22 protein-coding genes are annotated in these 20,065 nt (G+C 51.4%); 21 read left to right on the forward strand and 1 reads right to left on the reverse strand.

Features of this window, described 5'->3' with window-relative positions; genetic code table 11:
- Positions 1-44 precede the first annotated feature (44 nt).
- The 12 genes from H1S01_RS01275 to H1S01_RS01330 all read left to right on the forward strand — a co-directional run bounded on the left by H1S01_RS01275 (position 45) and on the right by H1S01_RS01330 (position 11,883).
- On the forward strand, positions 45-500 hold the full coding sequence (locus H1S01_RS01275) for an ACT domain-containing protein (protein ID WP_188038598.1): 456 nt from the start codon (positions 45-47) through the stop codon (positions 498-500).
- Between the two features lie 10 nt (positions 501-510).
- Positions 511-1,800: a homoserine dehydrogenase gene (locus H1S01_RS01280; protein WP_188038310.1), complete on the forward strand. Its 1,290-nt coding sequence runs from the start codon at positions 511-513 to the stop codon at positions 1,798-1,800.
- A gap of 55 nt (positions 1,801-1,855) precedes the next feature.
- Positions 1,856-2,905 (forward strand): threonine synthase, encoded by a 1,050-nt coding sequence (thrC, locus tag H1S01_RS01285; RefSeq protein ID WP_188038311.1) that lies wholly within the window; start codon positions 1,856-1,858, stop codon positions 2,903-2,905.
- A gap of 1 nt (position 2,906) precedes the next feature.
- Complete coding sequence (gene thrB, locus H1S01_RS01290; RefSeq protein WP_188038312.1) at positions 2,907-3,833, forward strand: homoserine kinase; 927 nt, start codon at positions 2,907-2,909, stop codon at positions 3,831-3,833.
- A 41-nt stretch (positions 3,834-3,874) separates the two neighbouring features.
- Complete coding sequence (locus H1S01_RS01295) at positions 3,875-5,125, forward strand: aspartate kinase (protein WP_188038313.1); 1,251 nt, start codon at positions 3,875-3,877, stop codon at positions 5,123-5,125.
- Between the two features lie 225 nt (positions 5,126-5,350).
- On the forward strand, positions 5,351-5,932 hold the full coding sequence (locus H1S01_RS01300) for an RNA polymerase sigma factor (protein ID WP_188038314.1): 582 nt from the start codon (positions 5,351-5,353) through the stop codon (positions 5,930-5,932).
- Positions 5,929-6,582 carry a zf-HC2 domain-containing protein gene (locus H1S01_RS01305; RefSeq protein WP_188038315.1) on the forward strand — a complete coding sequence of 218 codons (654 nt, stop codon included), beginning with the start codon at positions 5,929-5,931 and terminating at the stop codon, positions 6,580-6,582. Before H1S01_RS01300 ends, H1S01_RS01305 begins: the two co-directional genes overlap by 4 nt.
- 53 nt (positions 6,583-6,635) lie before the next feature.
- On the forward strand, positions 6,636-8,132 hold the full coding sequence (locus tag H1S01_RS01310) for a polymer-forming cytoskeletal protein (protein ID WP_188038316.1): 1,497 nt from the start codon (positions 6,636-6,638) through the stop codon (positions 8,130-8,132).
- Between the two features lie 76 nt (positions 8,133-8,208).
- Positions 8,209-8,928 (forward strand): spore coat protein, encoded by a 720-nt coding sequence (locus H1S01_RS01315; RefSeq protein ID WP_243236873.1) that lies wholly within the window; start codon positions 8,209-8,211, stop codon positions 8,926-8,928.
- A gap of 125 nt (positions 8,929-9,053) precedes the next feature.
- Positions 9,054-10,295, forward strand: a complete 1,242-nt coding sequence (locus H1S01_RS01320; protein ID WP_188038317.1) for an aspartate aminotransferase family protein — start codon at positions 9,054-9,056, stop codon at positions 10,293-10,295.
- Between the two features lie 107 nt (positions 10,296-10,402).
- Positions 10,403-10,861 carry a type II toxin-antitoxin system RatA family toxin gene (locus H1S01_RS01325; protein WP_188038318.1) on the forward strand — a complete coding sequence of 153 codons (459 nt, stop codon included), beginning with the start codon at positions 10,403-10,405 and terminating at the stop codon, positions 10,859-10,861.
- Between the two features lie 332 nt (positions 10,862-11,193).
- The gene (locus H1S01_RS01330; protein WP_243236907.1) at positions 11,194-11,883 is read left to right on the forward strand and encodes a polyprenyl synthetase family protein; all 690 of its coding nucleotides are present in this window, start codon (positions 11,194-11,196) and stop codon (positions 11,881-11,883) included.
- Positions 11,884-12,169: 286 nt separating this feature from the next.
- On the opposite strand, the gene H1S01_RS01335 is transcribed toward H1S01_RS01330, so the two are convergent.
- The gene (locus H1S01_RS01335) at positions 12,170-12,325 is read right to left on the reverse strand and encodes a hypothetical protein (RefSeq protein WP_188038320.1); all 156 of its coding nucleotides are present in this window, start codon (positions 12,323-12,325) and stop codon (positions 12,170-12,172) included.
- A 143-nt stretch (positions 12,326-12,468) separates the two neighbouring features.
- Between H1S01_RS01335 and H1S01_RS01340 the strand changes: the two genes are divergently transcribed.
- The 9 genes from H1S01_RS01340 to H1S01_RS01380 all read left to right on the forward strand — a co-directional run bounded on the left by H1S01_RS01340 (position 12,469) and on the right by H1S01_RS01380 (position 19,965).
- Positions 12,469-13,233, forward strand: coding sequence for a demethylmenaquinone methyltransferase (locus H1S01_RS01340; RefSeq protein WP_188038321.1), 765 nt, complete (start codon positions 12,469-12,471; stop codon positions 13,231-13,233).
- A gap of 200 nt (positions 13,234-13,433) precedes the next feature.
- The gene (locus H1S01_RS01345; RefSeq protein WP_341479005.1) at positions 13,434-14,306 is read left to right on the forward strand and encodes a UbiA-like polyprenyltransferase; all 873 of its coding nucleotides are present in this window, start codon (positions 13,434-13,436) and stop codon (positions 14,304-14,306) included.
- A gap of 47 nt (positions 14,307-14,353) precedes the next feature.
- Positions 14,354-15,457: an aminofutalosine synthase MqnE gene (gene mqnE, locus H1S01_RS01350; RefSeq protein WP_188038322.1), complete on the forward strand. Its 1,104-nt coding sequence runs from the start codon at positions 14,354-14,356 to the stop codon at positions 15,455-15,457.
- A gap of 1 nt (position 15,458) precedes the next feature.
- Positions 15,459-16,307 (forward strand): menaquinone biosynthetic enzyme MqnA/MqnD family protein, encoded by an 849-nt coding sequence (locus H1S01_RS01355; protein ID WP_188038323.1) that lies wholly within the window; start codon positions 15,459-15,461, stop codon positions 16,305-16,307.
- Between the two features lie 10 nt (positions 16,308-16,317).
- A complete protein-coding gene (gene mqnC / locus H1S01_RS01360) occupies positions 16,318-17,388 on the forward strand; it encodes a cyclic dehypoxanthinyl futalosine synthase (RefSeq protein ID WP_188038601.1) in 1,071 nt (356 codons plus the stop codon).
- 15 nt (positions 17,389-17,403) lie between these two features.
- A complete protein-coding gene (gene tatC / locus H1S01_RS01365) occupies positions 17,404-18,153 on the forward strand; it encodes a twin-arginine translocase subunit TatC (protein ID WP_188038324.1) in 750 nt (249 codons plus the stop codon).
- A gap of 242 nt (positions 18,154-18,395) precedes the next feature.
- Positions 18,396-18,788, forward strand: a complete 393-nt coding sequence (locus H1S01_RS01370) for a bacteriohemerythrin (RefSeq protein WP_188038325.1) — start codon at positions 18,396-18,398, stop codon at positions 18,786-18,788.
- A gap of 12 nt (positions 18,789-18,800) precedes the next feature.
- Positions 18,801-19,493: a chemotaxis protein CheC gene (locus tag H1S01_RS01375; RefSeq protein WP_188038326.1), complete on the forward strand. Its 693-nt coding sequence runs from the start codon at positions 18,801-18,803 to the stop codon at positions 19,491-19,493.
- Positions 19,480-19,965 carry a chemotaxis protein CheD gene (locus tag H1S01_RS01380; protein ID WP_188038327.1) on the forward strand — a complete coding sequence of 162 codons (486 nt, stop codon included), beginning with the start codon at positions 19,480-19,482 and terminating at the stop codon, positions 19,963-19,965. The genes H1S01_RS01375 and H1S01_RS01380 overlap by 14 nt, the downstream gene beginning before the upstream one ends.
- Positions 19,966-20,065: the final 100 nt, after the last annotated feature.

Raw genomic sequence — 20,065 nt, forward strand, 5'->3', positions numbered from 1 at the left:
CCATACAGGGAAACATTCCTCCCCAGATGGACAGAGGTGAAGCCATGAACCCAGGGGGAAAACGTTTCTATCTCGTCGATGGCGAGATTCTCCCGGAAGCTATCTTAAAAACAGCCATGGTCAATGAAATGCTGGCGAAAGGTGAGGTCGCTAAAGTCAGCGAAGCCGTGGAAATCGTCGGTTTGAGCCGGAGTGCTTATTACAAATACAAAGACGGAGTTCTTCCCTTTCGAGAACAGGGCCGTTCGAGTATTATCTCGGTGAGTCTCATGCTCGAACATCACCCGGGCATTTTATCGCGGGTATTGAATACGGTAGCTGCCGTCGACGGCAATATTCTTACCATCAATCAGTCCGTCCCGGAAAAAGGTTTGGCTCCCGTATCCCTAGTCATGGATACGAGCCAAATGTCAGTGGACGTGCCTAGGTTGCTCAGTGAGTTGAGACAACTCACAGGCGTCCGGACAGCCCAGTTAGTCGGGGATAGTGAAAAAAAGTGAGGTGCACTCGATGAACCAACCTATATGGATCGGATTGCTCGGTTTCGGAACTGTCGGCAGCGGTACATTGCGCATTTTGGAAAATCGTTTGGAAGATATCGCTCGGCGCTTAGGCCGCCCCGTAAAGGTCAAAAAAGTGCTTGTACGGGACGTGACGAAACCACGGGCCCTTCCCATCGATCCGGGCTTGTTGACGGACAACCCGGCAGAAATTCTGGAGGATCCCGAGATTTCTATCATCGTCGAGCTTATGGGTGGGATTCATCCCGCCTTGGAATACATCAAGACGGCCTTAAGCTCCGGTAAAAACGTGGTCACCGCCAACAAAGACCTGATGGCGATTCATGGACGAGAACTCTTTGCACTGGCCGAGGCGAAGGGTCTTGACCTGGAGTTCGAAGCTTCTGTCGCCGGCGGCATTCCCATCATTCGTCCCCTTAAAGTGTGCCTAGCCGGCAATCAGATTGAGGATATCAAAGGCATCATCAACGGGACGACCAACTTCATCCTGACGAAGATGACTCAGGAAGGCAGCGACTTTTCTGAGGTGCTCAAAGAAGCCCAGGCGCTCGGCTATGCCGAAGCCGATCCGACGGCCGATGTAGAAGGCCTGGATGCGGCCCGCAAACTCGCCATTTTGGCCTCAATCGCCTTTAATACGCGAATCACCTTAAACGATGTCTACGTGGAAGGGATCACAAAAATATCGGCCCGTGACATCCAGTACGCCAGCCAGATGGGCTATACCATCAAGCTTCTCGGCATCGCCAAGGAGACCCAAGGGAAAGTGGAAGCCCGGGTCCATCCGGCCATGATCCCCAACAGCCATCCCCTTGCCTCTGTCAATGATGCCTTTAACGCTATCTTCGTCAAAGGCGACGCCGTCGGTGAAACCATGTTCTATGGACGGGGAGCCGGCGACATGCCCACAGGCAGCGCTGTCGTCGGCGATATCATCGATGTGGCTCGCAACATCATCAACGGCCATACGGGACGTCTAAGCTGCACCTGCTATCATCAGAAACCGATCAAGTCCATCGGTGAAGTCGAAGGTAAATACTACATCCGCCTTTTGGTCACTGAGAAACCAGGGGTACTGGCTTCCATCGCCGGTGTCTTCGGGGACGAAGGCGTCAGCATCCAAACGCTCATTCAACAGGAACAATTCGGCAATGAAGCCGAGATCGTCCTAGTTACGCATAAAGTTCAGGAAGAAAACTTGCAAAAAGCCTTGAATATCCTATCGGAAATGCCTATTGTAGAGAAGATCGGCAATGTTATTCGTGTCGAACAGGGGTAGCACAAACCAGCCGGTGTAATCGAGCACCGGGGGGAGATTGAGAGGAGCAAATACTGTGAACTGGCCAGGAATCATACCTGCGTTTAAAGAATTCTTACCGGTGACCGAAAAGACCCCTATGTTGACTTTAAAAGAAGGTAACACTCCGCTTATTGCGGCACCGCGCCTTTCAGAACAGATCGGTGCCGAACTATACTTCAAGTTTGAAGGGATGAACCCGACAGGCTCATTTAAAGACCGTGGCATGGTCATGGCCGTTGCGAAAGCCGTCGAAGAGGGTTCACAAGCCATCATGTGCGCCTCCACCGGCAATACGTCCGCTGCGGCTGCCGCCTATGCCGCCCGTTGCGGCATCAAGTGCATCGTCTTGATTCCCGAAGGGAAGATCGCTCTGGGCAAACTGGCCCAAGCGCTGATCTATGGCGCCAAGGTGATCGCCATCGAAGGTAACTTCGACGAGGCGCTGCGCATCGTCCGCGATATCTGTGCCAAACATCCGGTTACCTTGGTGAACTCAGTCAACCCCTACCGTATTGAAGGTCAGAAGACGGCAGCTTTTGAGGTTTGTCAACAACTGGGTGATGTGCCCGATTACCTGGCTATTCCTGTCGGTAACGCTGGCAACATCACTGCCTATTGGAAAGGCTTTGTCGAGTGGAAACAAGCTGGTAAGGTCGATAAGACACCGAAGATGATCGGCTTTGAAGCCGAAGGCGCTGCAGCTATCGTCTTTGATCGGGTCATTGAAAAACCGGAAACGGTCGCCACGGCGATTCGCATCGGTAACCCGGCTTCCTGGCAAAGCGCTGTCGCCGCAGCTCGCGATTCCGGCGGCTGCATCGATTATGTGACTGACGAAGAGATCCTGGCTGCCTACCGCATGCTGGCCTCACAAGAAGGGATCTTCTGTGAACCGGCTTCGGCCGCATCTTTGGCTGGCGTGATCAAAAAACGCAAAGCCGGCTATCTGCCGGAAGGTGCGAAGATCGTCTGCGTTCTCACCGGTCACGGTTTGAAAGACCCTGATAATGCGATTAAAACGGTGGCTGGCGGCCCCATCATGGTACCGGCGACGGAAGAGGCAGTTTTGCGGGAGGTTTTCTAATATGACGGAAGCCCCCAGTCCCTCCGTTCGAGTCAAAGTGCCGGGAACGACGGCTAACTTAGGTCCCGGCTTCGATACGCTAGGTATGGCCTTAGACATCTACAATATCGTTGAACTTTCCGAGACAAGTCAAGGGGTCACTGTCGAAGTCGAAGGGGAAGGGGCTTCAAGCATTCCCCGCAACGAGAGCAACATCGTGCTGAAAGTGGTCCGCCAGGTCTATCAACAGGCGGGAAAAAACCCGACAGGCTTACATCTTAAACTCATCAATGAAATCCCTGTGGCTCGCGGGTTGGGATCGTCAGCGGCCGCTCTTGTCGGCGGTGCCGTAGCCGCCAACGAGTTATGCGGCAACTTTTTGAGCGATCAGGAGATCCTGGAGATCGTCACAGAATTTGAAGGCCATCCGGATAACGTCGCACCGGCTTTGTTCGGCGGTGTCGTCGTTTCGGCTCAAGTGAACACGTCCAAGGGCAAAGAAGTGGTCAGCCGTAAAATTCCGCCGCCCTACGGCATGCGGGCGATCGTGGCGATTCCGGAATTCCACCTGGCTACGAAGAAAGCTCGCGGAGCCTTGCCGAAAGAGGTACCCCATCGGGATGCCGTCTTTAATGTGTCCCGAACCAGTATGGTCATTATGGCGATCATTCATAACGATTGGGACCTTCTCAGCAAAGTGATGGAAGACCGTCTCCATCAGCCCTACCGGATGTCGCTCATCCCCGGTATGGCCGATGTATTTGAGGCAGCTCGCAAAGCCGGAGCATTGGCTGCTGTCCTCAGCGGTGCTGGTCCTACATTGATTGCTTTTTCTCGCGAAAATACGGGCGGTATCGCCCAAGCCATGGAAGATGCTTTCGCCGCTCACGGCGTCAAATGTATCACCAAAGAATTGAAGCCTTGCCCCATGGGAGCCAAGGTCATATAAATAAATTACAACATTTGTGTTTCAAAAGGATGTGAACCGACTTGGCCATCGTTGTCCAGAAGTTCGGCGGTTCTTCCGTAGCTAACGCCGAACGCATCAAGCGGGTCGCCCGGCGGGTCGTAGAAACCCAACAAGCAGGTAACCAAGTTGTAGTGATTGTATCGGCCATGGGTGACAGCACCGATGACCTGATCGACTTGGCCAAAGAGATTACGGACAAACCGAAAGCCCGGGAAATGGATATGCTCCTGGCGACAGGAGAACAAGTTTCCATCGCTTTGTTAGCCATGGCGATTGATAAATTAGGATACCCCGTCCTCTCCTTGACTGGTCCCCAGGTGGGGATCCTGACCGAACATGTTCACGGGAAGGCGAAAATCCTCGACGTCAACCCTGAGCGACTTCAGCAGGAACTCGATAACGGCAACATCATCATCGTCGCCGGGTTCCAAGGGGCGACCGAAGACGGAGAGATCACGACGCTCGGCCGCGGCGGTTCTGATACGACGGCGGTAGCCATTGCGGCTGCCTTAAAAGCCGACGTCTGTGAAATCTTTACCGATGTGGACGGCGTCTATACAGCGGACCCGCGGATTGTTCCCAAAGCCCATAAACTGCAACGGATCACTTACGACGAAATGCTGGAACTAGCCAGTTTAGGCGCTCAAGTTCTCCATCCTCGTTCGGTTGAACTGGGCAAAGAATACGGTGTTCCCATTCACGTCCGTTCGAGCTTCAACCATAATCCAGGAACCTTGGTGCAGGAGGCAGTAGATTCAATGGAAAAAGAACTCATGGTCAGCGGCGTCGCCTATGACCTCAACGTCGCGAAAATCGGACTGTTTGATGTTCCCGATAAGCCGGGCGTCGCGAAAATGCTCTTCAAAGCCCTCGCCGAAAAGCGGATCAACGTGGACATGATCATTCAGAGCGCTATGCGCAATGATCGCAACGATATCGCTTTCACGGTCGTCAAAGATGATCTGGACACGGCTGTATCAGTCGTCGAAGCGGTAAAAGAGGCTATCGGTGCCGGCGGACTGAGCTATGATGCCAACTTAGCCAAGGTATCTATCGTCGGTGCCGGCATGGTCAGCCGCCCCGGCGTAGCGGCGATGATGTTTGAAACCATGGCTGAAGAAGGCATCAATATCGAAATGATCGCTACATCGGAGATCAAAGTTTCCTGTGTCGTTCGGGCTGACGATGCCAAACGGGCGGTGCAGGCGATTCACAAGTCCTTCGAGTTGGAAGGGGACGCCCCAGTCAACAGTGAAGGGTTTGCGAGCTAATTAGTAGAGGAACATCGTGGTAAATCGGGGTGTAATGACTCCGCTCGCTAAGGACTCCGAAAATAGAATCGGTTTGTTTGATAAGTCCTTCCCTGATGAAAATATTGGGGAAGGACTTTTTTATGTATTCTTGAAGGGTTTCGAAGGGCCCCTTCGTCTAATCTTACAGAAGCCAAGATCAAGAACCGATAGCAATTCGATGCGAGGGGAGGGATGCCACCGGTCATGGATGACCTGTTGAACGAGGCTTTCATTGAACGCTGCAAGTCGGGAGACAAAGAAGCGCTGTCTACGCTACTAGCAACGATTCAGAAACCGGTGTATAACCTGTGCCTTCGCTTGTTGCAACACCGGGAAGATGCCAGGGACGCAGCGCAAGAGTCTCTGATCCTTATCTGCAGGGCCATACCCCAGTTCCGAGGTCACTCTAAATTCTCCACCTGGGCCTACCGGTTGGCTACTAACCACTGTATCGACAGGATGCGAAAACGGAAATGGGCGACAGTGCCGCTCGAACCGCATGCAGAGGTTCATTCTGAAGGGGCGATCCCTTGGCGGGGCGATGGGCCTGAAGGGGAACTCATCCGCAAAGAGACGGGGGAGAAGGTTCGGGAAGCGATTGCAGCGCTGCCTGAACATTACCGAACGGTCGTGGCCCTCTATCACCTTGATGATTTGACCTATTCAGAAATTGCCGATGTTTTGAATTTACCGAAAAAGACAGTGGAAACGCGATTGTATCGAGCGAAAGTTATGCTCAGAGAGTCCCTACGAGATTTGTCTGAGAAAGGAGGTCCTCTGCCTTGAGCCGCTGCGAAAAAATTCGATGGATGCTGTCCGCTTATGCTGATGGGCAGTTAAGTTGCCCTGACCGGGATTTTGTACAGAGCCATCTGCAAGATTGTCCTGAATGCGAAAAGGTACTTGCCGAACTAAAAGAGTTTGATCTTTTTTTGCAAGAAGCCATGGTGCTGGAGGAACCTCCGGAAGGGTTATTCGATTCTATTTGGGCTTCGCTAGAGTCGGAATCGATTATCTCAGGGACGGAACAACCGGCTCAGCAAGTTTCGGCAGTGAAGGAAGAACCAGACCTGTCCTGGATAGACCTGTTGCAGCGTCAAGGGGTGATCGCCGCAGGGTGGGCCGGACTCGTTGTGATCGCTGCTTTCCTGATCGGGTTTTTCTGGCCTCAAACAGCCTTGAATTGGTTTGAGCACCATCCGGCTATAAACCACTTTGTCCAGAATCCAGAAGGTTTTGTAGTCACTTATTTTGTGGAAAGCAAACTCCGCCTGACCGAGGCCATCGTCAGACATGGTAGCAGCGTTCGAAATACCGTTCAACGTCTGTCTGACTTCTATCTGTTCACTATACCCAAGCAGACATGGCTTTGGACAGGCATGGCCGCCTGGAGTCTTATAGCTACCTGGCTCTGGCGGCGTCAGATCACCGATTGATTTACTGAACCACAACACTAAAGTGCATTAGGAATGTAAGGAAGTGTATTGAGATGAAACGTGTAGGCGCTATATTAAAATGGTTTCTCCTGACGGTGCTTTTGATAGGTGTCGGCGCAGCCGGAACAGGATTGTTTTTTATGCATTCGAAGAGTCATATCAATAGCACCCCTTTTTATGACGAGTACTCGATGGGAGTAGAACCCCGACCGGCGGAAAGGGATCCCCGAGGCATAAATACTGTTTATGTTCGCTCAGGCGAACAACGGGCTAGCATCGAGGAAGCGGGATCCCGTGTCATCGTTCAAGGAGGGCAGGTTCTCGGTGATGTAACAGCTAAGGAAATTCGGGTGGAAGAACGCGGTATCGTCGCTGGAAATGTAAATGCCGATTACAACGTGATCATCACGGGAGGGCATGTCCGTTCAAATGTTACTGCGAGAGAAGTCCGACTCTATCAAGAGAATGATCAAGAAAGGAATTCAGGTAACTACCGTGACTTCTCGTCGAAAGATTCGGCGGCAATCGGCGGTGCCGTAAAAGCTTTTAACATAACCGCTGCTGAAGGTACCCAAATCGCGGGTACTGTCGTAGCTGATGGGAAAGCCGATCTGGCCGGCACAGTCGGTGATGTGACCGCGAAAAATATCGTCCTACGTTCTACAGCGGTCGTCAAAGGGAATATCCAAATCAGTTCTGATCACATCGTCATGGAACCGGGCGCCCAAGTATCAGGAACCATCTCCGGTGCAGACGGTCGTGGTATACGTATCATCACTGATCAAAGCCAGAAAAAAGACAAGTTTGAGCCTGAGCACAATAGTGCACCGACACCGCCTGTACGAAACAACAATCCGAGTTCATCTGTCGTTGTACAAGAACGTGGGGGCTTGGCTTACGGAATACTTTTTTGGATCCCTGTGCTCATCGGTCTGCTGGCGTTATCCTTTATCAGCTACAGCTTTCTTTTCCGGGATACGGAACAAGCGGCAGACTCCATACTCGTGCAGCCCCTTCGTAACCTCTGGATTGGCTTTTTAACGGTTATCGCCTTGGGCCCGCTTGTATTTCTTACAGGCATCACCATTCTCGGCATTCCTATCGCCATCGGCTTGACTCTATCGGCTGTGGCCGCGGCGATCGTCGGATGGACGGCAGCGTCGCTCGTCATCGGACGCAAGGTATCTCAACACCTTGGCCCTTGGCAGGGGCTGGGCGTTTTAGGAGAAGTGCTGATCGGCGCCTTCTTGCTGGCCCACCTGGGTTGGGTCCCCCTAATCGGTTGGTTCATTTTATTCCTTTCGGGTTTGATGGGCTTCGGCGCGGTAACCCGTCTCTGGTATCCACGGTTTCGCGATCAATGGCGGGAATGGCGGCAAAAGCGCCGGGATCGAAAATCGACGAACGAAGAGGTAGCGCCGGCAAGCACCACAACAGATTCATCGCAAAACCATCCCATTGAATCATCGTCCGACGGCTCCCCGGAAGAGTATGAGGACAAACCTGAGGTTCTTCCAGAGAAAGGGGACAGCGAAAAATGTTTTGAATAGGACTAAGTATTTTGCATGACTTCACAACGCTCGGGGGATTCTTATATTCGGGAATCCCAGAGGAGGTAATGCAAAAATGCCGCAAATGCAGAATTTTGGAGGACAAAATCAATCGATGTACGGCTCTCCGCTGACCCCGTATGGTCGTAATTTTGGCGGGCAGGCTGGTGCGATGGGTATGGGAGGAATGAACACGATGGCGACTGCAATGAGAACAGGCGGACAAAACCAAAATCAAAAGCAAGGTGCCCATGAGATTTTGATGGTTCATGAGGTACTGACTCATACGATCGATACGATCAACAATTTTGAATTGTATCGTCAACATGTAAAAGATTCGCAACTGGCTAACATCCTCGACAATCAACTACAGCATATGCAAAGCGGCTATCAGAACATCGTGAACTTCATGCACAACCGTGGTACAGCCCATGCCGTTCCCTACCGGGCGCCTCGCAGTGGAAGCCCCGCTTATGGCCTGCGTAATCCTTCGCCGCAAATGCCGAACACGTCGATGAACCAAATGGATGATCGCGACGTGGCTTCCTGTATGCTTGGTTGCGCCAAATCCAGTGCCATTATGTGCACGCAAGCTGCCTTGGAATGCGCCGATCCTACCCTGCGCAATATGATGGTCAGCTGCAGCCAGTCGAGCATCAACCAAGCCTACGAAGTGTTCCAATATATGAACCAGCGGGGTATGTACCAAGTACCCACCCTGGCAGACAACACCACCCAAACGATGGTCAACACCTATCAAGCCCCTCAGGGCGGCATGCAAATGCAAATGCAATAAGCCTACTGAGCCGAGAGCCTGGAACCCTTTACGGGGAAACCAGGCTCTTTTCATTCGACCTTTCTCTCCTTGTGAATGCCATTTTAATTCAGTAAAATAAAGGGGCTTGTGAGGTGGAGTGATCGATGAAGTCTGTGGTCGAGTTATACGAAGAGCACATCAATCCGTCTGTAGCTCGTTTGTATCGTCTGATGGGGATGGCCTCGACGGCCATCAAAGCGGAAGGATCCTATGTGGTGGATGATCAAGGGCGAACCTTCCTCGACTTTCTGGGCAACTTCGGAACGGTCAGTTTAGGTCACCGCCATCGCCGGGTCGTCGACGCCGTCATCTCCCAACTGGGTGTAATGGGGCAGACTTCACGGTACCTGCTCGATGAACCGACGGCACGACTCGCCCAGATGCTGGCCCAGCTGACGCCGGGTGATCTGCAGTACTGTTTTTTCTGTAACTCTGGCACCGAGGCGGTGGAAGCCGCCATCAAACTAGCCCGGTTGGCGACGGGGAAAAGCGGGCTCGTCGGGACGATAAACGGTTTTCACGGTAAAACATTAGGTGCCTTGAGCGTATCGGGACGGGAACCCTTTCGGGAACCTTTTGAACCTCTTTTACCGCGAGTAAAACATATCCCTTACGGAGAAGTGACGGCCTTAGTACATATTCTGGAAGAGGACCGAGATGTGGCTGCCTTTATTCTCGAGCCGCTGCAAGGCGAAGGGGGCGTTGTAGTACCACCGGCAGGCTACCTGAGCGAAGTGAGAGAAATCTGCGACGATTACGGCGTACTCTTGATCTTAGATGAAGTACAAACTGGCATGGGTCGAACGGGAAAATGGTTTGCCTGTCAGGAGGAAGAGGTTGTTCCAGATATTCTTTGCCTGGCAAAAGCCCTCGGTGGAGGTATCATGCCCATCGGTGCAATCCTTAGCCGGCCCTCTGTTTGGCAACCCATGCTGGAGAACCCCTGGATCCATACAAGTACATTCGGAGGCAGTCCCTTGGCTTGCGCCGCGGCGATCGCGGCGATCGAAGTGATGATGGAAGAGAATTTGGCCGAGCAGGCTCGGGAAAAAGGTCTTCGGATCATGCAGCGTCTGCAAAAACTGGCCGAAAGGTACCCCCGGGTTATCGCTGATGTCCGTGGGCGAGGCCTGCTCATCGGCATTGAATTTGTGAAGGAGGGCGTCGGAGGGGTAGTGATCGGCCGTATGGTGGAAAATCAGATCATCGTCGGCTATACCTTAAACAATCCCCGGGTGGTCCGCCTGGAACCGCCCTTGAATGTGGCCGATGAAGATATCGATCGGGTACTTGATGTATTGGAAGCTGCCGTTGCCGAGGCGAATGAGATCATTGAAGAACTGTAAACACGGATGAGCTTTATAGCCGATTACATAGCGGATAAGGTTAGTGGTTCGACTATTTTAGATTTGTGGGCGTCCTGTGGAGTCCTTGAAGCAGAGGAGGGGGAGCCATGCCTTTGGTGGAAGTGAGCCTTTGGATCGATGGCAGCCCGGAAGAAGTATTTGAGCTAGCGAGCCGGATGGAAGACTATCCCCGGTTTATGGAGGATGTGCGCTCCGTCAAAGTGATCGAGCAAGGCGACGGATACACGGTGACCGATTGGGTGACCGAAGTGGATGGAAAGTCTTTTTGCTGGAAGGAGCGGGACGAATTCTATCCGACGGAAGGGAAGATCCGCTATCGACAGATCGCCGGAGATGTGAAACGCTTTGAAGGGGAATGGTACTTCCGCTGCGAAAGAGGTGGATGTCAAGCAGTGCTCACCGTCGATTTTGATTTGGGCATGCCGATGCTGGCACCCCTTCTCCATCCAGTGCTCAAGAAGAAAGTCCGGGAAAACAGCCAGGCCATGTTGGCTGCGATTAAGGAAAAAGTGGAATCCGGCAGTTCCCAGAAACGACGATATTAACGGAAAATCTTCGATAGAGTTTTTTATTTTTACACCAAATCCCTTTTATCGTGGAAAAAAGCATCGACGAAAGCCTTACAAAGCTTAAGAAAATATTAGGCTTTCTTTTTTTTTTATACCCAGACATTCACTAGAGCAGGAATTTGAGAGGTGTGCTAGAATTATAATAACGCTGCCGGCCGGAAAGGGGTGTTTTCATGATGTCCTGGAGAATGTGGGAATCTATCTTACCTGAACTCTGTCGAGTTCGGGCACTTTTAGAAGAGAAAATGCCGCTTACGTCCAAACAGCACCTACGCTATGTAGGTTGGGGGACTTATAACGTGCATAAAATGTTTCCGGCCATCCTGGTACTGCTTACAGCCCGTATGCTCGGGGGAACAAATCGACAAGTAAACTATCTGGCGGGTATCGTCCAGTTTATCCAAGCGGCTACGGATATTCACCGTTTGATACCGGATGAAGGAAAAAACCAATTATCGCTGGAGAAAACTACGATTCCCTTCTCGGTACTGGTAGGGGACCTTTTCTATGCCCATGTATTCAGCCTTCTCAGTCAAGGAGGCTTGTTGGCATATTTGACTCCCTTGTCCCGCACGATCTGCCAAATTCATGAAGGCGGTGTGATCCGAAAGGAATTTGTCGAAACCGGTTTTGCTACGGAAGAGCATATCCTGGAGACTCGCGAACTGGAATTCGCCAGCCTGCCCTCGATAGCCTGCCGTATTGCCGGGGAGCTTTGCGGCGCTTCTACGTCTCAATTGATGGCTTTGGAACAGTTGGGACGAGCTGTCGGCATGTTGACGGGAAGCCGCATGGTACCTGCTTCTGCAGAACAGATGAAGGTGTGGATGGAGGAAGCCCTGGACGCCCTAGAACAGCTTCCCCAAGGTGCCATGTCTGAAGCATGTAAAGTAATGTTGACCCAACTATACGGGAAGAACCGGAACGAATCCTTCAATTTGTCGATCGATGTGAAATCGATAGGGATCGCTCCGAGTCCCCGGGCTGTCGTCGTATGATAATCCAATATGAAAATGCCGGCTTCGTGAGCCGCCCTGTGACAATCGCTGATTTGTCTGGGCGGCTATTTTAATTGCTGCCTTATGACGAAAAAGCTACCCCTTGCCGGAGTAGCTTCCTGTCTAAACAGAAATTTTCTTAGTTAGCCTGGATTAGCTGCGAACTTTTGCAGCGGTATCAGTAGTCGTGGAGTGTTTGTCCGTCTTGGTCTCGGTGCCTATAGACTTCGGATTGACGGACGTGGTTTTCTTTTTATCGTCTGACAAGTTTCCCTCTCCTTTATCACTATGAGTTTAATTTTGGCGGGGCCGCTGTCGTGGTAAACTCGGAGGCGTCAACATTTCGACCGGACTCTACGTCCCCGCCGTGAACAAAATCGGTAGTCCCGTCATCGCCACGGCGCGGTTGTTGTTTCCCTGGGATATAGGGTGTGTCAGGCATGTTTATCACCTCCTTGGTTAGTATGTCCAAGTCGCTTGTGGATAGATGTGGATGACAGGATGTTGGCAAGAACAGGTCAAATGATTGAATAAATAAGGAATCTCGGATAAAATAACGGAAGAGAAGGTGGTGCTATCATCAAGATGCCTGATGAGTTCCGTTCCGCAGAGGAGAAGGAACGATATATACAATCAACCTTTTCCACGATCGCTTCCCGTTATGACCTGATCAATCAAGTGTTTACGTTCAATTCAGATCGCCGTTGGCGCAGAAAAACAGCCTATTACTCGGCGGTCGGCGTCGGGGGTACAGCCTTAGATGTTTGCTGTGGAACCGGTGAACTAGCTCAAGCACTGGCTGAACGGGTAGGTCGTAGAGGACATGTGGTCGCCTTGGATTTTAATCAGGACATGCTGGAAGTGGCCCGGGAAAAACAGCGACAACGCTTGTTAGAGCCTCAAATTGAGTTCATCCAGGGAAATGCCATGGAACTTCCCTTCGAGGACAATCGTTTTGACGCGGCGACCGTCGGTTTCGGACTACGCAATGTTCCCGATTACCGTCAGGCTCTGCGTGAGATGACTCGGGTCATTCGCCCCGGCGGCACGGTTGTCTGTTTGGAAACGAGCAAACCGGTATCAACGGGACTTCGTATCCTCCATGGTCTCTATGTGGACCACTTTATCCCAATGTTGGACAAGATGGCAGCAGGGCGGCAAGGACCTTATGCTTGGTTGGCTCGTTCGACGCAAGCCTTTTTGTCCCAAGAAGAACTGGCTCAGGTTTTTCGAGATATCGGACTCATCAATGTACGGTACTACAACCTTTTTGGCGGTGCTGCCGCCATTCACGTAGGGTACAAACCTGCCAATCCGATATCCCCATTCCATACCGGAGAGTCGTCCTGATAGTTTCCAGGGACGATTTCTCCGGATTTTCTTGCGTTCCGAAAAAAGAAACCGGGGAAGCTATGGTCATCGAGATAAGTCACAATCTCCTTGCGAAAGAGACATCCGCACGTAACCCTAGGAGAACCACATATTCAAGAGGCGGGTATGGCCCAGCGCCGGGCGGAATTTGGCCTCGCTAGTACGTAGGAGGGAATCCCTTGCCGAAATCATCGACAGGCGCCATCGGCCGCGTAGGCACCTTCATGGAAATGATCAAGTTTGAGCACACCATCTTCGCCTTACCCTTCGCTTATATCGGCGCATTTTTGGCACAAGTGCGGATACCAGACTGGGGTCCTTTGTTCTGGATTACCATGGCCATGGTCGGTGCCCGCACGGCAGCGATGACGCTAAACCGGCTGATCGACCGCCATATCGACCGCAAAAATCCTCGTACAGCAAATCGGGCTATGGCCAAAGGAATTATCAGACCGTCGGAAGCATCCATCTATATCGCGATCAGTTTCGGGTTGCTGCTACTCTCGGCAGCCATGCTTAGCAAATTAGCCTTGTACCTCTCGCCGCTGGCGGTATTCCTCTTGACGCTCTATTCCTACACGAAGCGCTTTACCTGGGCCTGCCATATCGTTCTCGGCATGTCTCTGGCGGCAGCGCCGATCGGTGCTTGGATCGGCATCAATGGCACTGTTGACTGGCCTGTGATCGTCCTCGGTCTTGCGGTCTTAACCTGGTCAGCCGGGTTCGACATCATTTACGCCTGTCAGGATGTGGACTTTGACCGCTCCCAGGGCCTCAATTCCATTCCGGCCCGTTTCGGTATCGCCCAGGCCCTGAACATCTCTAAGCTGTTTCATGTCCTCGCCGCTGTCTTTTTAGTCTTAACAGGCTATCTCTTAGGAATGGGCTTATGGTACTACATCGGCGTCATCGTATCGGCTGGGCTCCTCATCTATGAGCATTCTCTCGTATCCCCGACAGACCTGAGCAAGCTCGACGCTGCCTTTTTCGCCATGAACGGCTATATTTCCGTGGTTATGTTTGTTTTTACGTTATTAGACATAATTTTTTAACGTTCAATATTTTTTTCGATAAGAAAAACATAAGGGGGAAATCCAACATGGACGAACTCTTCACCCATAGCCCTTTGGCTGACCTGATTCCCAAAGTTCAGGCTGGGGAACGGCTCTCCCGAGAAGAGGGGATCCGTCTTTTCCAATCGCAGGATCTATTGACGATCGGCTATCTAGCCGATATGGTGCGTAAACGCAAAAACGGCGACAATGTATACTTTATCAATAACCGCCACATCAACCCCACGAACGTCTGTGTAAACCGCTGCAAACTCTGCGCCTTCGGCGTGGACAAGGGGACGGAACAAGCCTATTTAATGACGCTCGAAGAGATCGAGGAAAAAGTCCGCGGCTCGTTGGCGAGTAAACCTTCCGAAATCCACATTGTCGGCGGCCTTCATCCGGATGTGCCTTTTGAATTTCAAGTGGAGATGTTGCAACAGATTCGAAAAATCAACCCAGATACCCATATCCAAGCGTTTACTGCGGTCGAAATCGACTATTTTGCCCAGCAGACAGGAAAACCGGTTCGGGAAGTCTTGGAAATCCTAAAGGACGCCGGTCTCGGCTCTCTACCGGGAGGTGGCGCCGAGATTTTCAGTGCTCGCGTACGTGACAAGATTTGTCCGAAAAAGATGTCCGGTAAACGGTGGCTTGAAGTTCACGGCGAAGCTCACAAAGCAGGTCTGAAAACAAACGCCACCATGCTTTACGGTCATATTGAGACAATTGAGGAGCGAATCGATCACCTTATCAGGCTTCGGGAACAACAGGATAAGTCGGGAGGCTTCCAAGCCTTCATCCCATTGGCCTTCCATCCGAAGAATACGGAACTGGAAGGGGAGGGATTGTCTCGCACGACCGGCTATGATGACTTAAAATGCCTTGCTGTCGCCCGGTTGATGCTGGACAACTTTGACCACATCAAAGCCTTCTGGATCATGGTCGGCCCAAAACTATCGCAGGTATCTCTCTCCTTCGGTGTCGATGATATCGATGGAACTGTGGTGGAAGAAAAGATCACCCATGCCGCCGGAGCTGAATCGGGCATGGTTATGACCCGCAAAGAGCTTGTTTCTATGATCCGGGCAGCCGGTCGGATTCCGCTGGAACGAGACACCCTTTATAACGTTGTTCGCAGGGAGTTTTAACATGTTGCGGTTGGGACGAGTCGATTATTTAAACGTATTGCCGATCTATTATGCTTTCGAATCGGGTGCCGTCCCGCTGGCAGCCGAAACGATCCGGGGAGTGCCGGCTCTTCTGAATCAAAAGTTCATGGCTGGCCAACTGGACATCACTCCGATTTCATCTATCGCCTATGCCCGTCAGCCCCAAGCCGGTTGGGTGCTGCCCGATGTGTCGATCAGCGCTGACGGTCCCGTCGCTTCAATACTGCTTTTTACCCGAAAACCTGTCAAGGAACTCAACGGCGAGACTATCGCGGTGACGACATCGTCGGCGACGTCTGTGGTGCTGCTGCAGATCCTGTTGGAACGACATTACGGCATCCATTGCACCTTACAATCGGCAGCGCCAGAACTAGAACCGATGTTGACGGAATGCCCGGCAGCGCTGTTGATCGGAGACGATGCGCTCCAGGCTGCAGAAGATGCGAAATCAGGTCTTTTAAACCATCTGGCCATCGAAGATGTCATCGATCTCGGCCAAGTCTGGAAAGAGATGACCGGATTGCCTATGGTCTATGCCCTCTGGGCGATCCGCGATGATTATGTCCGGCGCCATGATCGGGAGATCGATCAAGTGGCCCAAGCTTTTAGACAAGCCCGATCCTGGGCCGATAAGCATGCTCAAGAAGTACTCGCCGAAGCCTCTCGTCGCTACAGCCTTCCTCTGCCTGTGCTTGACGACTATTTCCACCTGATCCGCTATGACTTAGATGATTTGTACCGGAAAGCGGCTGAAACCTATTTTGCCGAAGCGGCTCGCTTGGGGATTCTCCCGGCTCCCGTCAAGCTGCAGGTATGGGGTGAAGTCTGAGGTGACAATAATGACAGCGGATTGGAAGTCGGCCCTTCAAAAAGCGTTGCAAGGTCAGCGGTTGACCTTAGAAGACGGCTTGGTGCTTTTTCATGAGGCGGAACTGCTTCCCTTAGGGGCCGTCGCGCGGGAAATCAGCACCCGTCTGCATCCTGAAAATCGAGTGACCTTTGTCATCGACCGGAACATCAATTACACCAACATCTGTACGACCGGTTGCCGCTTTTGCGCTTTCTACCGGTCACCCGGCCATCCGGAAGGATATGTGCTGCCGAAGGAAGAGATCTTCCACAAGATCGAAGAAACGGTCGCTGTCGGTGGTACGCAGATCTTGATGCAGGGAGGCATTCACCCTGAACTGGGCATCGAGTATTACGAAGACCTCCTACAAGCCATCAAAGGTAGGTTCCCTATCCATATCCATTCCTTTTCACCGCCTGAGATCGCTCATATCGCCGAAAAAAGTGGACTGACGATAGACGAAGTCATTGCCCGCCTCCATGAGGCTGGTCTCGATTCGATCCCTGGCGGCGGTGCCGAAATCCTCGATGATCGGGTTCGCCATTACATCAGTCCGAGAAAAATCGGCTGGCGCCTCTGGATGGACGTGATGCAGGCGGCTCACCGGCAAGGGTTAAAAACGACAGCCACCATGATGTATGGTTCAGTGGAAACACCAGAGGAACGAATCATGCACATGATCCGGGTCCGGGAAGCCCAAGATGAGACGGGCGGGTTTACCGCTTTTATCCCTTGGAGCTTTCAACCGGCCAACACGGCCTTGGGAGGGAGTGCCTCGACAGGTGTCGAATACGTAAAAATCCTTGCCCTTTCCCGGTTAATGTTGGATAATGTTCCTAACATTCAAGCGTCCTGGGTGACCCAAGGTGCCAAAATGGCCCAGGTAGCGTTGCAGTTTGGGGCCAACGATTTTGGGGGCACCATGCTGGAAGAAAACGTTGTCCGGGCTGCCGGTGTCGTAAACCGGGTGCCCCTGGATGAGATCGTCCGGTGCATCCGAGAGACGGGAAAAGAACCGGTTCAGCGGGACACTTTATATCGCATTCTTCGGGAGTTCTAGGGAGGCGCAGGGCGCATGACGGATGATAAAACGATGCCTTTGATGGAGCACCTGGAAGAATTGCGCGGAGTGCTCATCTGGTCGCTTGCTTTTGCTTTGGTTGGGACCTTGATCACCTACTATTGGAACCAAGACCTCATCGCTCTCATCACCAAACCCTTGACCGACCTGGGGATAAAGCCGGTCATTTTACGTCCGGCAGAAGGCTTTTTCACGTCCGTCAAGATATCATTTTTTGCGGGTCTTATCGTCGCTTCCCCGCTGATATTCTGGAAGATCTGGTCCTTTATCGTACCAGCCTTATACCCGAACGAACGCAAATGGGTATACATCGTTCTGCCTTTCTCCGTTTTTCTTCTGCTAACAGGTGTTCTCTTCGCCTTCTATGTGGTCTATCCCATCGCCGTTACCTTTTTGATCACCTTTGGTGATTTTACCCCGATGATCTCCATTAGCGAGTACCTATCCTTTGCCCTTTGGTTTATCTTACCTTTCGGTCTTATTTTTCAACTTCCCCTCGTCATCATGTTCCTCGTTCGTATCGGTATCATTGACCATCATTTTCTGAAAAAGTACCGTAAACATGCCTTATTGATCATGTTTGTGGTGGCAGCGGTGTTCACACCGACGCCTGACGTAGTCTCTCAAACGCTGATGGCTGGCCCTATGTACCTGCTCTATGAGATCAGTATTTTGGTGGCTCGTTTCATTCAGCCGAAAAAAACAACGGAAGAACAGTCGCTGGCGACGCAAGATATGCATTAGAAGGTCAAAACCGCTTTTATTATAGAGAGCGGTTTTTTTCTACTTATTTGCAACCGTATGCAGGGATGGTTTTTTTCAAAGATCCATTCGCTTAAATATCTAACGGTCCTAGAGTGACCGGCAGGTATTTTTATAAACGGAAGCGAATGTCTTTTCGTCTAAATGGTGATAAATTTGTGATATAATCAGAAATAGATCGTTTCATTGCAGAAATACACGTGAAAGCGGAGAGGGGCCTGCCGATGAAAGTGGAATGGACAGATGATCTGCTTATCGGGATCGGCATCATCGATGACCAGCATAAGAAGTTAGTGGAGCGGGTAAAAGGCTTTACCCAAGCTGTTGAATCAAAAGACATGGCGAAAATCGAAGAAACCATCAATTACTTGATCGGTTATACGATCCAGCATTTCGGTGCCGAAGAACTGATCATGATCCGAAACGGTTATGATGACTTTAAGAGCCATCGAGAGGAACATTCCTCCTTTATCAACATCGTCTATGATGCCAACAAAAGCTTGCAAAAGAAAGAACTCACTCAGGAGAAGCTCGAAGAGTTGCAAGAGCTTTTGCTCAATTGGATCGTCAACCATATTAAAATTAAAGATAAACGCATCAGCGAGCAAATTATTTGACGGGGGTTCTTTATGAACGACCTGAAAGACATGAATGCTTTTCACCTCGACGTGCTTCGGGAAATCAGCAACATCGGTGCTGGAAATGCAGCGACGGCCTTATCGACACTGTTGCAAAAGAAAGTGGATATGAAGGTATCCCGCGTCATACCTATGCAGTTTAATGAAATTACCGAGTATGTAGGCGGCGCGGAGAACATCGTGGCTTCGGTCTTCTCACGCATCGAGGGAGATATCTCCGGCAACATGCTCTTTGTCATCGGTGAAGAAAATGCCAAGGGATTGGTCGACAATCTGACCGGCACGGACGGTGATGGTCAGTTTTCTGACATGGCCCTATCGGTGCTACAGGAGATCGGCAATATCTTAGCCGGCTCCTATCTGACCGCTTTGGCTGATTTTACCGGTTTTGAATTGCAGACGAGCGTGCCATCTCTGGCTGTCGATATGGCTGGCGCGATGCTCAGCTTTGGATTGATGGAGATCGGACGCAGCGGCGATTGGGCGATTATGATTGACGCAGAAATACATACGGAAGAAGAGAGTGGAACAGACGATAGCGCCGTCGACAAGGAAATAAACAAGGGCGAAAATATGGACAAAGGTGGAAAGGGCAAGTCAGGTCACATTTTTCTCTTGCCCGATCCGGAATCCTTTGAAAAAATTTTTATTGCCTTAGGAGTTCATCGGTATGGCAGTAATTAAAGTGGGTATCGCCGACTCCAACATTTGCAAGGCCCCTGATTCCATCACCACCTTGGGGCTCGGATCTTGTGTCGGCCTCACACTCTATGACGAATCGAATAAGATTGCCGGTATGGTACACGTGATGCTTCCCTCCTCAGAGGTAGCTCGCAAAGGTGATTTTAAAAAGGCCAAGTTCGCCAATACCGGTGTGCCTGAGTTGGTCGATATGCTGATCAAGGCGGGGGCGAACCGGTCACGATTAAAAGCGAAGATGGCAGGCGGTGCTCAAATGTTCAGCTTTGAAGGAAAGATGGATACGTTGAGCATCGGTGCAAGAAACGTGGAAGCTTGCAAAGCGGAGTTGATGAAGCTGCGGATTCCACTGTTGGCAGAAGATACGGGAGGGAATTATGGCCGGACAATCGAATTGTTCAGCCAAACAGGCATGTTAGAAATCCGGGCTGTATCAAAGCCTGTCAAACAGATTTAACGGTGAGGAACACCCTTTTCGGCGTAGGGGGTGTTCCTTCTTTTTTGAAAAAATAAACGAAAACAGCTGTAAATCCAAAAAAGAGCATTGTCTTCGGCGA

This window comes from Heliobacterium chlorum, from assembly GCF_014502795.1.
In the GTDB taxonomy this organism is placed as follows: domain Bacteria; phylum Bacillota; class Desulfitobacteriia; order Heliobacteriales; family Heliobacteriaceae; genus Heliobacterium; species Heliobacterium chlorum.

Coding starts and splice junctions, on each gene's coding strand:
- H1S01_RS01275 (WP_188038598.1), top strand. CDS start 45: ATGAACCCAGGGGGAAAACGTTTCTATCTCGTCGATGGCGAGATTCTC.
- H1S01_RS01280 (WP_188038310.1), top strand. CDS start 511: ATGAACCAACCTATATGGATCGGATTGCTCGGTTTCGGAACTGTCGGC.
- thrB (WP_188038312.1), top strand. CDS start 2,907: ATGACGGAAGCCCCCAGTCCCTCCGTTCGAGTCAAAGTGCCGGGAACG.
- H1S01_RS01300 (WP_188038314.1), top strand. CDS start 5,351: ATGGATGACCTGTTGAACGAGGCTTTCATTGAACGCTGCAAGTCGGGA.
- H1S01_RS01310 (WP_188038316.1), top strand. CDS start 6,636: ATGAAACGTGTAGGCGCTATATTAAAATGGTTTCTCCTGACGGTGCTT.
- H1S01_RS01315 (WP_243236873.1), top strand. CDS start 8,209: ATGCCGCAAATGCAGAATTTTGGAGGACAAAATCAATCGATGTACGGC.
- H1S01_RS01320 (WP_188038317.1), top strand. CDS start 9,054: ATGAAGTCTGTGGTCGAGTTATACGAAGAGCACATCAATCCGTCTGTA.
- H1S01_RS01325 (WP_188038318.1), top strand. CDS start 10,403: ATGCCTTTGGTGGAAGTGAGCCTTTGGATCGATGGCAGCCCGGAAGAA.
- H1S01_RS01330 (WP_243236907.1), top strand. CDS start 11,194: ATGTTTCCGGCCATCCTGGTACTGCTTACAGCCCGTATGCTCGGGGGA.
- H1S01_RS01335 (WP_188038320.1), bottom strand. CDS start 12,325: ATGCCTGACACACCCTATATCCCAGGGAAACAACAACCGCGCCGTGGC.
- H1S01_RS01340 (WP_188038321.1), top strand. CDS start 12,469: ATGCCTGATGAGTTCCGTTCCGCAGAGGAGAAGGAACGATATATACAA.
- mqnE (WP_188038322.1), top strand. CDS start 14,354: ATGGACGAACTCTTCACCCATAGCCCTTTGGCTGACCTGATTCCCAAA.
- H1S01_RS01355 (WP_188038323.1), top strand. CDS start 15,459: ATGTTGCGGTTGGGACGAGTCGATTATTTAAACGTATTGCCGATCTAT.
- mqnC (WP_188038601.1), top strand. CDS start 16,318: ATGACAGCGGATTGGAAGTCGGCCCTTCAAAAAGCGTTGCAAGGTCAG.
- tatC (WP_188038324.1), top strand. CDS start 17,404: ATGACGGATGATAAAACGATGCCTTTGATGGAGCACCTGGAAGAATTG.
- H1S01_RS01370 (WP_188038325.1), top strand. CDS start 18,396: ATGAAAGTGGAATGGACAGATGATCTGCTTATCGGGATCGGCATCATC.
- H1S01_RS01375 (WP_188038326.1), top strand. CDS start 18,801: ATGAACGACCTGAAAGACATGAATGCTTTTCACCTCGACGTGCTTCGG.
- H1S01_RS01380 (WP_188038327.1), top strand. CDS start 19,480: ATGGCAGTAATTAAAGTGGGTATCGCCGACTCCAACATTTGCAAGGCC.